Genomic DNA, 14,492 nt, shown 5'->3' with positions numbered 1-14,492 from the left:
AAACTCTCCTTCTATTATGAACAAGAAGGCCGTATTCAATCCGCATTCCTAGTGCCACATCAAAAAAGCCCAAAGAGCTTATGCTCCTTGGGCTTTCACATCACACTTCCATAATAATTGGAATGATCATGGGCTTACGTTTTGTTTTTTCATATAGGAATTGATTGAGTACATCGCGCATGGATTGTTTCAATGTTGACCATTCAACAATTGAGTTTTCCGTTTGCTCTTTGACAATTCCTTTGACCATTTCTGTCGCTTTTACAATCAGCTCTTCGGATTCTCTGACATACACAAATCCTCTTGTGATGATTTCAGGTCCAGAAATTAATTGTTTCTTTTGTTTATCAAGCGTAATAACGACAATTAAGATACCATCTTGAGACAATAGGCGTCTATCGCGTAGCACAATGTTCCCGATATCACCAACGCCAAGACCATCGATCAAAATATTGCCTTGGTGAACTTTTTCACCGATTTTTACGTTCTGTCCTCTAAACTCTACAACATCCCCTTTATCAATCAAGAAAATGTCACTTCGTTTCATTCCCACTTCTTCAGCAATACGAGAATGTGCTTTTTGCATACGATATTCGCCATTCACCGGAATTAAATACTTTGGCTTTAGTAAGTTCAGCATCAGCTTTAACTCTTCTTGGCAGCCATGTCCAGAGACATGCACACGTTTTTGCGCAAAAATGACTTGTGCGCCGCTTCTTGTGAGGAAATCCACTGTTTTTGAATATGTGAGTTCTTGTCCTGGAAGAGGTGTAGATGCAATCACAACAGTGTCATCTTTTTCAATATGAAGCTGTTTGTGATTTTGTTTTGCCATTTTTGTTAAAGCAGCAAGAGGCTCTCCGTGGCTTCCAGCTGTCAGGATGACCACATCGTTTTTCGCCATTTTCTTCACTTCTTGAACTGGTACAAATAATTCTTCGTCTGCTGTGACATAACCAAGTTTGATCGCCAGCTGAAGAGTCGTCATCATATTCTTCCCTGCTACGGCAAGCTTACGGCCATTTTGATTCGCTGCATTAATGATCTGCTGCACGCGGTTAATGTTAGATGAAGATACAGCGACAATTACTCGATTTTCAGCATTGTACATCGCATTTGAGATTTCGTCTTGGACGAGCGCCTCAGAAGGTGTATAACCTGGTTTTTCAGCATTCGCACTGTCTGAAAGAAGTGCTAAAACGCCATTGTTTCCAATTTTCGCAATCTCTCCGATGTCACAGGCTTGGTTAAGCGCTGGGGTTTGATCAAATTTAAAATCACCTGTGCATACGATTGAACCAAGAGAGGTTTTAAAGCTGATCCCAACTGAATCAGGGATGCTGTGATTCGTTCTAAAGAATGATACCTTTGTTGTTTCAAACGTAATGACTGATTTTGCATGTACCTCACGCAAGTCAGCTTTTTGATTGAAGCCATACTGCTTTAATTTTTCTCGAAGTAACGCAAGGGTCAGCTTCGTTCCGTAAACTGGTACAGACAATTTGCTTAAGCAATGGAATACGCCTCCGATTGCTTCATCATGTCCGTGGGTAAGAAAAATTGCTTTCACCCGATCAGCACGTTCTGTTAAATAAGAGATATCAGGAATAACGACGTCAATGCCTAGCATTTCGTTTTCTGGATGCATCAAGCCTGCATCTACCACATATATGTCAGAATCAATTTCAATGACATATAGGTTTTTCCCGATTTCTCCAACGCCTCCCAGTGCAATAATTCTTACGTTCTCTGTATTTTTCTTTTTCAAAATTCTTATCCTCCTAGTCTCAAGCCCGTCCATCATCGCTTAATGCTATTATAACTGAATCTAATTTTAGAAAACAAGATGAAGTCACATTTTAAGAAAGTGTTTATGTATAAAAAACGGTCATACTCAGGGACATCTGAGAATGACCGCTTACGAAATCTTTTGTTTTGATCAGCTGTTTAAAACGCTGCTTAAATCCAGTCTCTCTTCTTCTGACAAAGGTAAAAGCGGAAGACGAACAGATCCGACATCTAGTCCTTTCAGCTGAAGAGCTGTTTTGACAGGCGTTGGATTTGGCGCTGTGAAAAGCTGTTTCATGATTGGGAGCAGCTTTTGATGGATCAATGCGGCATTGGCCGTTTGACCTGAAGCATAGCTTTTCAGCATTTGCTGCATATCAAGCCCTACGATATGAGACGCCACAGAGACCACTCCTTTTGCACCAACAGATACAGCTGGAAGTGTTAAGCTGTCGTCACCTGAATATACATCGAAATCTTCTGGTGTCTCTGCAATGATTTTTGTCATGGCATCAAGATCACCGCTTGCTTCTTTGATCGCGACAATGTTAGGTATTTGCGCAAGTTTAATAGTTGTTTCTGGGGCTAATGACGCAACCGTTCTCCCTGGTACATTGTAAAGCATGACAGGAAGAGATGTAGACTCGGCAATGGCTTTAAAGTGTGCATACATGCCTTCCTGTGATGGCTTGTTGTAGTAAGGTACGACAAGCATCACTGCATCAACGCCCGCTTCTTCTGCTTTTTTCGTTAGTTTGATAGACGCATTTGTATTATTACTGCCTGTTCCTGCAATGATTTTACAACGACCATTTGCTAATTTCACCGATTGCTGAAAAAGAGCGACTTTTTCTTCAGTCGATAAAGTTGGCGATTCGCCTGTTGTCCCTGCAACGACTAAAGAGTCACTGCCGTTTTTTAATAAGTAATCAATGAGAATTGATAGCTTTTGGAAATCAATGTTGCCCTTTTTATCAAAAGGTGTAATCATAGCTGTTGCGATATTTCCGAAATTCATTTTTTTCACCTCATCATGATTCAATCACATTTATCTTGAAAGTTCAAACACTTCGTGCAGGGCATTGACAGCCGCTCTCATGTTTTCTTCGTTCACTAGCACCCAAATGGTCGTATGGCTGTCAGCCGATTGTAAAATCGGAATGTTTTGCTCAGATAGAGCCGATACAATTTTAGATGTGACACCTGGTACACCCATGATGCCTGCGCCAACAGCTGACACTTTCGCACAATTTGTTGTCACAATTGGCGTATAGCCAAGATCTTTTAGGATCGATGTTGCCTTTTCAGTCATTGCACCTGTCACTGTATACACAATCTCACTCGGTGTAATGTTGAAGAAGTCGACACTGATTTGTGCGTTAGCCATAGCCTTGAAGACCTCTGTTTGGACGCTGTACTGCCCTTCTTTTGCCGGGACCTTGATTTGCGTCACATCATTGACATGTGCAATACCCGTAATGAGGCGGTCGTACACATCATGGCTCATTTTATCTGAGTAGTGTGACGTGACGAGTGTGCCCTCATCATCAGAGTATGTTGAACGGACCCTCATTGGTACTTTTGCTTGCATCGCAATTTCGACAGCTCTCGGGTGAATGACTTTCGCCCCTTGATATGCAAGGTTGCAAATTTCCGTATATGTCACGACTCTGAGCGGCTTTGCATTTTCAACAATGCGGGGATCTGCTGTCATGACGCCTTCTACATCTGTAAAAATATCAATAAAGTCTGCCTGTAATGCAGCACCTAAAGCAGCTGCGGACGTATCACTGCCGCCTCGTCCGATTGTGGTCACGTCCCCATTTTTCGCAGCTCCTTGGAACCCAGCAACAACGACAACATCATGTTCAGACAGTGCCGCCTCGAGACGTTCACACTTCATATCAATAATTTTCGCACTCGTATGCTCCTTATCTGTCACAAAGCCCGCCTGTGCGCCTGTCATTGCTACAGCCTTTAGCCCGTTTTCATTCAGCATACTTGAAAACACAACAGCTGAAATATTCTCTCCGCAGGAAACGAGCAAGTCTTTTTCTCGATTTGTCATATGCTGCGCGCTGCCGTAAAGCAGACCAAGCAGCGTATCTGTCGCATAAGGGTCGCCTTTTCGTCCCATTGCGGAAACGACGACAACCGACTTATAGCCTTTCTCTTTTGCCGATAAGATATGTGCAAGTGCCCTTTTTCTACCTTGATCATCTTTGACAGATGTACCGCCAAATTTTTGGACAATTATTTTCACTGTTTTCACTCCAAGTTCATTCTGACGTAACAGAAGAGAGCAGGCGAAAGATGCCTAACTCTCTTCTGTTCGTCCTCATCATCCATTGAATGTTAAACTAATTTTAATGCTTTTAAGCTTTCTGCAATTTGAACTGAGTTCCATGCAGCGCCTTTTAGCAGGTTATCAGATACAATCCACATATGGAACCCGTTTGGACGGTCCAAATCTTTCCGAATGCGGCCGACAAATACGTCGTTTTTTCCAACAGCATCTGCAGGCATTGGATAAATTTGCTGAGACGGATCATCTTGCAGTGTAATGCCTGGTGCATCTTTAAGAATTGACTTAATGTCGTCAACTGTTGCGTCATTTGATTCTAGTTCGACGTAGACAGATTCTGAATGTCCTGTTTCAATTGGAAGTCTCACACATGTTGCCGCTACTTCTAGCTCTGGCATATGCATAATTTTTTTCGTTTCGTTGATCATTTTCATTTCTTCAAATGTATAGCCATTGTCTTGGAATTTATCAATTTGCGGAATCGCATTAAATGCAATTTGATAAGGCATGACTTCCGGCTTTACATCTTCTTTATTTAAAATGGCTTGTGATTGGCTGTATAGTTCGTCAATGGCTTCATGTCCTGCACCTGATACGGCTTGGTAAGTGGACACGATGACTTTTTTCATGCCATACGCCTGACGAAGCGGTTCTAATGCCGCTACCATTTGAATCGTTGAACAGTTAGGGTTTGCAATGATTCCTTGATGGTCATGCAAGTCTTTTTCGTTTACCTCTGGTACGACAAGAGGGATGTTTTCGTCCATACGAAAAGCACTTGTGTTGTCTACAACAATCGCACCTCGTTTGACTGCTTCAGGAGCTAGCGCCTTGGAAACATTTCCTCCAGCACTGAATAATGCAATGTTCACTCCTTCAAAGCTTTCAGGTGTTGCTTCCTGAACGGTATACTCTTGACCTCTGAATGTCACTTTTGTTCCAGCAGAACGTTTTGAGGATAGTAGAGTCAGTGTATCCATTTCAAAATCTCTGTCAGCTAGTGTTTTTAACATTTGTTGACCGACAGCTCCAGTCGCTCCAACTACAGCTACATGCAATCCTCTTCCCATCAGTAAAACTCCTTCCGACCCATCCATGATTCTTTTCTTTCGGATGGCCATCCTATGACTTTTTACATTTTATTTTACCATAGAAAAGCAAGGCTTGAAGCATCTTTTTTGAATCTTTCATGATTTTCTAGTGAATCTATTATTCGTTTGCTCCAATTAAAATCGGCTGAATTTGTCTATGCTGGAGCGCCTCTTCTACTGTTTGAGAAAGCAAATCCATGTTTGCGACCATGGAGGTCGGTTTTTTAAATGGATCATCTTGGCCAAATGGAATAAAGAAAATATTCTTTGTCGACATCAGCCTCATCAGATTTGTACCATTTAAGCCTAGCGCATCATTTGTTGAAATTCCTAAAACGACAGGACGATGATTTCGAATGGTTGCTTTTGCAGCCATTAAAACAGGGCTGTCTGTCATGGCATTTGCGAATTTCGCCATCGAGTTCCCTGTTAATGGAGCAATGACCATACAATCAAGTGGCAGCTTAGGTCCGAGCGGCTCTGCTTTAACGATTGAGTCAATCGCCTTAAAGCCAGTCAGCTTCTCAATCCGCTCAATCCAGTCAGCCCCATCTCCGAATCTTGTATTCGTACTCTGGACCGTATATGACACCACTGGACGAACTTCTGCTCCTTCTTTTACAAGTGCTTCGATTTGCGGATAAACAGCTTCGTACGTACAGTGGGAACCAGTTAAGCCAAAGCCGATTCTTTTCCCTTTTAATGTTGTCATGATTCCATCCCCCTTTTTTCCTCTGCAAGTTCACATAAGAGCCCAGAAAGCACTTTTGCAATGATTTGCCCTGCTGTCTTTGGTGCAACAATCCCCGGGAGTCCTGGTGCAAGAAGCGCCTTCACTCCGTGTTTTTGTGCAAAGTCAAAGTCTGTTCCTCCTGGGCGGGAGGCGATATCCAAAATGAGTGTCTTTGGTGTCATGCTGACGATGACAGATGAATCTAATACAAGGCTTGGAATGGTATTGATGATGATATCTACATCCGTTACTTCTTCTTTTAACTGGTCCATTGAAAATGGATCAATTCCCATTTCAAAGGCCCGCGCTAAATGAGCTGTATCTGCTGCCCCTACTTTTACGTCCGCACCGAGTGCCCGAAATGTGCGGGCAATGGTGAGTCCTGTTCTTCCGAGCCCGAGAACAGCAACACGTGATCCATGAATCGTATAATCCGTTTGCTGAATGGCCATCATGATAATCCCTTCAACTGTTGGAATAGAGTTATATATGGCAATATCATCTCGCTCAAACAGCTTCACAAGTTTTCGGTTCACCTGCTTTGCCAGATTGTCTAAGTACGTATTAGAAATACCTGAGTACAAGGTACAATGGGCAGGGGTTCTTTCTAAATATGTTGCTTCCAGCAAAACCTGCTCATTTGAGAAAACTGTCGCAACAACACCTTCATCCGTTGCCCCTGATACTGGCAGGATCATACTGTCTACCTGTTCGAATGGAAGTTCTGACATTTTCAGCTTTTCAGCACCGATAAATCCGTGATCCAGCTGATCAAATCCAACCAAAAACACTTTGGCATGCTGCTGTGACAGCTTGCGAATAATTTCAAGCTGCCTTGCATCTCCCCCGATCACCGCAACCGTTAAACCGCTCAACATACTGACCGTTCACCTTCTTTATTTAAAAAAGTCTGTAATATTTTCTGAATCTCCCTTCTAGCATATGAGGAGAGGATTCAGCCTGTGAACAAATCGGAGAGAGAAAAGAAAAAGAGCACCCATTTATGATGGATGCTCTTTTTCTCCGGGTGGCTGAAGTGCTTCAGGCACATCGAGAATGATCATATCTGATCCTATTTTTTGAATGTGATTCCACGGGACGCGGATGTCATTTCCTTGCTTTCGAAAGCCAAACCACTTCACCGAAGGTATGATGAGTGCTGTTATTTGACCGTCCTGTTCATTGATTTCAAGGTCGGTTTGCCCAAGCACGCCAAGCCGCTCCGCTCTTTTAATATCGACGATCTCTTTTCCTGACAGTTCACTCAGCCTCAAAATCGCATCACTTCCCTTCCGTATCATATATGCAGCAGGCAAAAGGAATAGACCAGATCTCTTTAATGACTAGTTTGGAGAGGAAGCCGCGTCCCTTTCATGTAGTGATCATGCCATAATTCCAAGTTGTAAAGCATCCAGACTTTTTGATCCGCTCCATTTTTGTTTTTCTGATTCGGATCATTTCGTAAAAATTGCTCTAGTGGCTTTCTTTGAAACAGTTCTGTTGCAAAGCTTTGTTGATCAAGAAGCTTCTCTTCGATTTCTTTCATCCTTTTGCTCATCCAATGATACACTGGAACCGGAAAACCCATTTTTCTTCTATATAATATACGCTTATCCACCGTTTGCTCCATTGTCTTTTTTAACATATATTTCGGAATGTCTTGTACCTCACTTGTTTTGAGACTCGACTGAAAAAATGCTTGCAGCCTGCTAGGCAGTCCCTTATAAGGAAGCTTATATTTGAAGGGCATGTCATTGACAAATTGGATGATGCGATGATCCAGAAATGGAACACGCGCTTCTAGTCCATGTGACATCGTCATAATATCCAGCCGGTCTAACAGATTTGGTAAATGAATCTGCTGAAATAAATAGAGCAGTTTATTTTCATACGACGCACCCTCCATCTTTTGAAAACAATGGGCGATAAACTTGTTCATGTGCGAGTTAGGAGGATCAATTGAATCAGCGTGACGACTTAAAAGCTGCTCTTTTTCGCCAGCAGTAAACCATGCATACCTTTTTTTGTAATGATCCATCTCACCTTCAAGGTGGATCAATTGATGCACCTGCTGCTGAAAGGATGGTTCAAATAATACCTTTGAAAGGATGGAGGACAGTTTTCGGTTTTTTTGAAGCCATAAAATTTTCCGCCAATCTGCTGGACTCCTAAAGACACGTCCATAACCTGCAAACAATTCATCCGCTCCTTCACCACATAAAACAACCGTCACGTGCTTTTTTGCTTCCCGTGACATATGGTAAAAAGCGACTTCATGAGGAATAGAAAGAGGATGATCTCTTCGCTTCACAACTTCAGGCAATAATTGAAAGTACTCTTCTTCACTCATTCGATGTGAGTGAAGCTTGACATTGTATTGATCTGCCGCGAGCTTGGCATAGCTTTCTTCAGAAAAGCCTTCCTCTTCAAAGCTGGTCGAAAAACAATGAATATTCTCGTTTGCATATTTGGACATCAAAGCGACAATCGAAGTCGAATCCACCCCCCCACTCAAAAAAGCTCCCACAGGCACATCAGACATCATCTGTTTTTGCACACTATCTTGAATTAATTCAAACAATTCCTTTTGATAATAACGTTCTCCCCGATCGATCCTATCAGCAGGGAGAGGATATTGCCAGTAGGCCTCTTTTGATATGCCTGTTTCATCTATTTTCAAGATGACACCTGGGGGTAATTTTTGAATTCCTTGAAAGAAAGTCTGCTCGCCGATCGAATAACGGAAGGATAAATAACTAATAACAGCCTCCGGCTGAATAGCAGTTTGTATATCGGGATGCTGAAAAAGAGCCTTCATTTCCGATCCAAAAATAAGACCTCCCCGACATTCTGAAACATACAGCGGTTTAATCCCAGACCGGTCTCTAAACAAATAAAGTGCTTTCTTCTTTTTATCCCATATCGCAGCTGCAAACATTCCGTTCAATTGCTCAACAAAGGAAATTCCGTATTCTTCATAGCCATGAACAAGCACTTCTGTATCTGTCTGCGTACGAAACAAATGGCCTTTATTCCATAAGTTCTCTCTTAATTCTTTGAAATTATAAATCTCTCCATTTAGAATCACACATATAGAATCATCTTCATTTGTTATTGGCTGCGGCCCAGATTGAATATCAATAATTGAAAGCCGCGTATGAACCAAACCAACTGAGTCATCTTGATATACACCACTATCATCAGGTCCTCGCACAGCAAGTGCGTTTTTCATCTTCAGTAAGATGTGAGGATCGAGTGGTGCTTGGTTAAAATGACAATAGCCTGCAATGCCGCACATAGACATGGCTCCCTTCCATTAATGATCTGACTGCTGAATCGTCATTGCGAAAATATGCATAAATGGATTATCTTGAAAGCGAATTTCATCAAAAACTACTTTTTGCGAGAAGGTGAGCGAATCAAGCCATAGGTTTGATGTCAAATGATGATTAATGCCGGATACCGTATGAATATAATCAAATGCATATGCCGCTCGATCATGAAATGCAGGTTCACGTTCAATCACATCCGTTAATGAAAGCCGAGTCTCACAGACAACGTTCCCCTCTCGTAATAATGAAATCTCTTCGTAAAGATTGCCATTGGATGAACAGCCAACGACATGAAGCGCTTCTGCTTCAAGTGGCGGAAAATGAATAGACTGTCCCTCTAATTCAATATTGTCTCCTTGATCTTGATATATGAACTGAAAAGGAATCCCTTCGATAAAAAGATCTTGCACGTTCATGATTAACTCAGCCGGCAAAGAAGCTCCGCCAATTGTTAATTGGCCTTTTTCATATTCATTTTGATATGTGATGCCTCTGTTATTGACATAATCATGAAGAGAGAGAGTTTGATAGGTCTTCATTTTGAATCACCTCTTTTAGTTCTGTGAGAAGACTGGTCTCCACTTCTAATGTTTTTTGAAACCGATTCGCCGTCCTTTCTATCATACTGCGAGGTTTTTTACTGAGGCCTACTCTAGCCGTAAAATTGGCGAGCACTGTCCAGCTTTGATAAGCATCTTCAAAAGCTTGAATAAGGGAATGTAAAAGCTCATTTTCATAAGAAGATAAGAATGTCACCATATGTTTTCTGGAGTTGGCCACATCCTTTAGTCCTTCAAAATAAACATTGTCTAATAAATTTCCATTTTCATTGTCTTTGATACTATCAATATAATCCCTTTGAATCACTGAAATAGCGCCTAGCCCTGTGACAGCTCCAGGCAAATCAAAATGCGGCGGTGCTCCTTCTAAGATGGCGGCATGCTCCTTTAATATCATCAGCACATCTGGTTCTTTCTGAAGTTCCACATGTTTGATCCACTTATAACGATTTTCGGTTCGAGGTGTATGTTCATATACAGAGCGGGCAGCTTTCATCAAATGGCCTTTGCTCAATGTGCCATGATAGGAGTAAGCATGGTCACTGATCACTGCATGATCATCATTCACCTCAAGTACTTCCAATGTGTGATACCCATGTTCTCTTTCGTAAAATGGACAGTACGGTAAATCATATATATCTAAGGAAACAGACACAGTCCCTCTGCTTGGATGCTGTTTAAACACACGGTTGATATAAAGGTCTAATTCCTCTTCCGTGTAAAAAATTTCTTCTAAATGAATGCCATTATGATGTAGAATATCATCACGAAAATGTTTAAAGGAACCGATCAAAACAAACCCTTGGTCTTGAGATCTATAAACAAGGCCTGCCTGCCTCCAAATCCTATCAATTCCAATCCCTTTTCTAAGAAGCATGGCTGCAATCGTTAATTGAGAACAGTTTAAGTAATTGTTCCGGTAAATAGGTGCTGCAGTAGCCACATATGTCTCCTCCTTTTTCTTGCCATCATACCCAGCGATTTTTTAACGGGATAATGCCCAGCTCTTTTTTCGCAATCACTTCTTTTAATAAATCTTCAGAAGGCGGATGAAATTTTGCCGCTTTCACATCTCGGCTTAAACGCTCGAGCAAAGATCCTTGCTGTAATGAAGAAAAACCCTCTACCTGAGAAGCTAGCTGCACGATTTCTTCTGCTGCTTGCGTCACAAAATGTTTTGTAATCAGCGTCTTTGTATACAAATCACTTGAGTAATGATTTTGTTTCTTTTCTTGATCTGCTTGCTGGGCACAGGCCATAAGCTGAGAATGTGCAACATCTAATTTAATTTTCATATCTGCAATACGAAATTGTTGACCTGGTAAAAAGGCTGATTTTTTCTTGGAAATTCGATCATTTCTTTTATATGTCATACCGAGGGCATGTTCATATGCTGCTTTTGCAATGCCATAATAAACAGCTGTAACAGCTAGACGAAACCAATAGATTAAATTTTCAGTATCTTCTATTGCGTAGCCTTCCCGCCCGATGAGCTGATGATCGGGTATAAACACTTGATCAAAATGAATGTGATGACTCATCGATGCTCTCATGCCTGAATAATTCCACGATTCCTCAATCGCAGCACCTTCACTCGGTAATGTCATTAAGAGCGCAGTCATTCCATATTGAGATGTGCATGACGACGGAGCATACTGACAATAAATCGGTAAATATTTAATGCGCGGTGCACCAGTCACTGTAAATTTAGTTCCACTCACAAGATATCCGCCATCTGTTTTTTCTGCGGTAATGGTCGGAATTCCGTCCATTTGCTTACGCTGATAAATAAAAATCACATTCGGATCGCTAACAGAAGCGATTAGCTCTCCTGAACGCCGAATATCGTCAAAAACCATGGCCTGCTGCTCACTTGTAAGCACTTCAGAAAATGCGCCGAGCGAATAGTAATGCATCGCCATAATGAGTCCTGTCGACGCGCACCCTTTAGATATGTGTGACAAAAGAGTCACCGTTTCTTCAAATCCATACCCAAGACCCCCGTCTTGTTTCGGCATATTGGCGACATGTAATCCACAATCAATCAGCTCATCTAGATTCTGATGCGGGAACTGAAATTCGGCATCAAGCTGACTCGCTCTTTCTGAAAATTGGAAAATGAGACGATCAATCGTTTCTTGACGAAGCTCCGTCAGTGTCATATTCATCCCTCCTTTGTCTAAAGAATAATCTATTTTGTTTCAATAAAAGATCATCCGAGGTCCCTCTATCTCGAATGACATAATCGTTTCCTTCAAACAAAAGCAGCTCTAGCGGAGAAGGATGACCTAAAAATAAGGTAGGGCTGTAGCAAAGTCCATATGCCCCAGATTTCTCAATACAAAGAAGATCACCTACATCGCCTTGCGGAAGCTCCACCTGCCTGCCAATTAAGTCTTCCGGGGTACAAAGTGGACCAACAATCGATTGTTTCACTACAGCCGAGGGTTTGCTAGAAGGTTTAATGAGCCGCATCGGATAATTATTGCGGAGCAGCCTGCCTCTAAACGTCATCGCTTGATGATGATGCATTCCTCCATCTGCAATTAAAAACGTCTGCCCTTTTGATTCTTTTACATATTGTATAGTTGTTAAATAAACACCACATTCCGCTAAAAGGAATCTCCCCATCTCAATAATAAACCTCGGAAATTCCAGCTCAGTTTCATACGCTCTAATCAATTCCGCTACGTTTTGAAATAACCTTTCAGCATGAAGGGGTGTCTCATGCTGAAAATACGGAATTCCAAACCCACCGCCTAAATCAACCATCTGGCATGTTAGTCCAAATTCATTCTTGATTCGAACAGCTGTGTTGAGCGTGTATTCAAACGATGATAAAAGCGATGTTTCATCAAGAACTTGAGTCCCCAAATACATATGAATCCCTTTAAATAAGAGCGAATGATCATACTTCTGAAATAGGTCAAATACGTCTTTCAGTTTGGATTCATCTATCCCAAATGGACTTGGAACTCCGCCCATTTTGATTTTTGCTAGTGACTCAATGGATTCAGGATTAATCCGAATGCCTACTGATGCCTGTTTGTTTTGATGCTTTGCAGACTCAGCGATATAGATGAGCTCTTCCTTTGATTCGGCGATAATACAATAGATCTCATGCTGAATAGCGACATCGATCTCTTGCTTCTGTTTACCAGGGCCAGAAAAAATGATATGCGTCGGCGAATAACCTGCTTTTACAGCCATAAGGAGCTCTCCTGCAGAAGCCACTTCTATACCAGCCCCAAAAGACTGTAACAATGACGCAATCGAGACATTTCCATTGGACTTAAATGAAAAGAACACCTCAGCTGATTGATGGAGCCATGCTGTAATGTGATCATAGTGATCTTTCAATGCTTCTCCATCGTATACATACATCGGCGTCCCATAACAATTCGCTTTCTCTAAGAGCGTAGAGTCATTTTTCGGCAAATTTTCTCCCCCTTTCTGCTGAAAATCCCATATCATCAAACATTGTCAGCATATGAATCTGCTTGTCCTTCTTCATATGGTAAAACAATATAAACAGTCGATAGTGCCACATATCATCCGCTCTCGTTTTACCGAAAGTATAAATAAAAAACCCACCATCTTCTCCCGGACCGAGTGCTTCTGTTACCTCCGTTAATACATCTTCAAATGGCAGGTCGGCACTGCATGAGAATCTTTTAAAGCGGCTTTCAATATATTCGTAGGTTGAAAAAAAACGGCAAATGATTGGGAGTAAATAAGTAACCTGCGTGAACCGGGCATTTATTTCAATGATCGGTATGAGCTGTTCATTTGTATCAATTATCGAATCAACGCCAACCACGCCTCGATACCCTTCTTCATATAGAAGCTCTATGATTCGATGCATGATTACTTCATATTCACGTTTTTTGTTCAGTTCATAAATAGGCGCAAAATCGGTCCCTAAGTAGATGCCGTCTTCATTGATTTTCTGTTCTGTAATTGAAAGTAAGTGTGATCCTTCCTCTTGAATGAGCAATTGGGCATTTAAAGATCGCTTAATCGGATGCCACCCCTCTAAGAGGAGGTCTGTTTGGATTTTTCTTCTTTCGATAAAGGTCACTAGATGCATGAATTCTCTCTCGTTTTTTAAAATACGAAGTCCCTTCCCAGATGATCCATAAGGTATTTTCAGAACCATTTTTGAGAAATGATTCGCCCTTAATTCTTCATACGTCTGTTTTAACTCGTCAGCATTTTGACAAACAGCACCACACGTGACAGTAAACTGATGTTCTTCTGCCCATTTTCTAGTCGAAATCTTATGATTGAATCGCTTTACGAGTGTTGAATTTGAGCCATAAATCTTTCTTTTTTCAATTAATGATTCTTGTTCAACCGATTCATCTAAAAGATAGGGTACAATGAGTCCCTTTAATTTCAAGGCATCTTCTTTTTGAATCATATGCGGAAGCTTGACACCTTTCTTTTCCAAATAGGCTAAAAAAGCAGGTTCAGGCTGATGATGCATGATGACATGATGATCCTTAGAAGCAATCAAAAGCAGTTGTTGTTCTTGCTGAAGAACCAGTTCATTTTGAACATGGTCTGTCATGACAGGTAAAGCTCTTGTTTGTTCCCAGCTTTGTTCTTGATTCATATTCCCAAACCATATCACGTCGTTTCTTCCCTTAAAATCAAATAGCGCTGCCGGATCTTTCATCA

The 14,492-nt window shown here is 41.4% G+C and carries 13 protein-coding genes; all 13 read right to left on the bottom strand.

Features of this window, described 5'->3' with window-relative positions; genetic code table 11:
- Positions 1 to 100: 100 nt before the first annotated feature.
- Positions 101 to 1,768, bottom strand: a complete 1,668-nt coding sequence (gene rnjB / locus MKZ03_RS08040; RefSeq protein WP_066030894.1) for a ribonuclease J2 — start codon at positions 1,766 to 1,768, stop codon at positions 101 to 103.
- Between the two features lie 171 nt (positions 1,769 to 1,939).
- A complete protein-coding gene (gene dapA, locus MKZ03_RS08035; protein WP_044142095.1) occupies positions 1,940 to 2,806 on the bottom strand; it encodes a 4-hydroxy-tetrahydrodipicolinate synthase in 867 nt (288 codons plus the stop codon).
- Between the two features lie 30 nt (positions 2,807 to 2,836).
- Positions 2,837 to 4,051 (bottom strand): aspartate kinase, encoded by a 1,215-nt coding sequence (dapG, locus tag MKZ03_RS08030; protein WP_034662253.1) that lies wholly within the window; start codon positions 4,049 to 4,051, stop codon positions 2,837 to 2,839.
- Between the two features lie 92 nt (positions 4,052 to 4,143).
- Positions 4,144 to 5,163 (bottom strand): aspartate-semialdehyde dehydrogenase, encoded by a 1,020-nt coding sequence (gene asd / locus MKZ03_RS08025; protein ID WP_034662256.1) that lies wholly within the window; start codon positions 5,161 to 5,163, stop codon positions 4,144 to 4,146.
- A gap of 139 nt (positions 5,164 to 5,302) precedes the next feature.
- A complete protein-coding gene (gene dpaB, locus MKZ03_RS08020) occupies positions 5,303 to 5,896 on the bottom strand; it encodes a dipicolinate synthase subunit B (protein WP_060596299.1) in 594 nt (197 codons plus the stop codon).
- The gene (gene dpaA, locus MKZ03_RS08015; protein ID WP_334749159.1) at positions 5,893 to 6,795 is read right to left on the bottom strand and encodes a dipicolinic acid synthetase subunit A; all 903 of its coding nucleotides are present in this window, start codon (positions 6,793 to 6,795) and stop codon (positions 5,893 to 5,895) included. Before dpaA ends, dpaB begins: the two co-directional genes overlap by 4 nt.
- A gap of 123 nt (positions 6,796 to 6,918) precedes the next feature.
- Positions 6,919 to 7,191 carry a YlmC/YmxH family sporulation protein gene (locus MKZ03_RS08010; protein ID WP_012010001.1) on the bottom strand — a complete coding sequence of 91 codons (273 nt, stop codon included), beginning with the start codon at positions 7,189 to 7,191 and terminating at the stop codon, positions 6,919 to 6,921.
- Positions 7,192 to 7,253: 62 nt separating this feature from the next.
- Positions 7,254 to 9,221, bottom strand: coding sequence for an asparagine synthase (glutamine-hydrolyzing) (asnB, locus tag MKZ03_RS08005; RefSeq protein ID WP_334749156.1), 1,968 nt, complete (start codon positions 9,219 to 9,221; stop codon positions 7,254 to 7,256).
- 12 nt (positions 9,222 to 9,233) lie between these two features.
- Entirely contained in the window at positions 9,234 to 9,788 is a 555-nt protein-coding gene (locus tag MKZ03_RS08000) for a hypothetical protein (RefSeq protein ID WP_106030890.1), read from the bottom strand.
- On the bottom strand, positions 9,757 to 10,752 hold the full coding sequence (locus tag MKZ03_RS07995; protein WP_334749155.1) for a hypothetical protein: 996 nt from the start codon (positions 10,750 to 10,752) through the stop codon (positions 9,757 to 9,759). The genes MKZ03_RS08000 and MKZ03_RS07995 overlap by 32 nt, the downstream gene beginning before the upstream one ends.
- A 25-nt stretch (positions 10,753 to 10,777) precedes the next feature.
- A complete protein-coding gene (locus MKZ03_RS07990) occupies positions 10,778 to 11,971 on the bottom strand; it encodes an acyl-CoA dehydrogenase family protein (RefSeq protein WP_341031483.1) in 1,194 nt (397 codons plus the stop codon).
- Complete coding sequence (locus tag MKZ03_RS07985) at positions 11,937 to 13,247, bottom strand: type III PLP-dependent enzyme (protein WP_341031482.1); 1,311 nt, start codon at positions 13,245 to 13,247, stop codon at positions 11,937 to 11,939. The genes MKZ03_RS07990 and MKZ03_RS07985 overlap by 35 nt, the downstream gene beginning before the upstream one ends.
- A complete protein-coding gene (locus MKZ03_RS07980) occupies positions 13,234 to 14,490 on the bottom strand; it encodes an ATP-grasp domain-containing protein (RefSeq protein ID WP_341031481.1) in 1,257 nt (418 codons plus the stop codon). Before MKZ03_RS07980 ends, MKZ03_RS07985 begins: the two co-directional genes overlap by 14 nt.
- Between the last annotated feature and the right edge of the window lie 2 nt (positions 14,491 to 14,492).

It is taken from the genome of Bacillus sp. FSL R5-0431 (genome assembly GCF_038002985.1).
Lineage (GTDB): Bacteria > Bacillota > Bacilli > Bacillales > Bacillaceae > Bacillus.
Note: the sequence above shows the minus strand (reverse complement) of the source record. Positions and strands in the feature narration are given on the sequence as shown.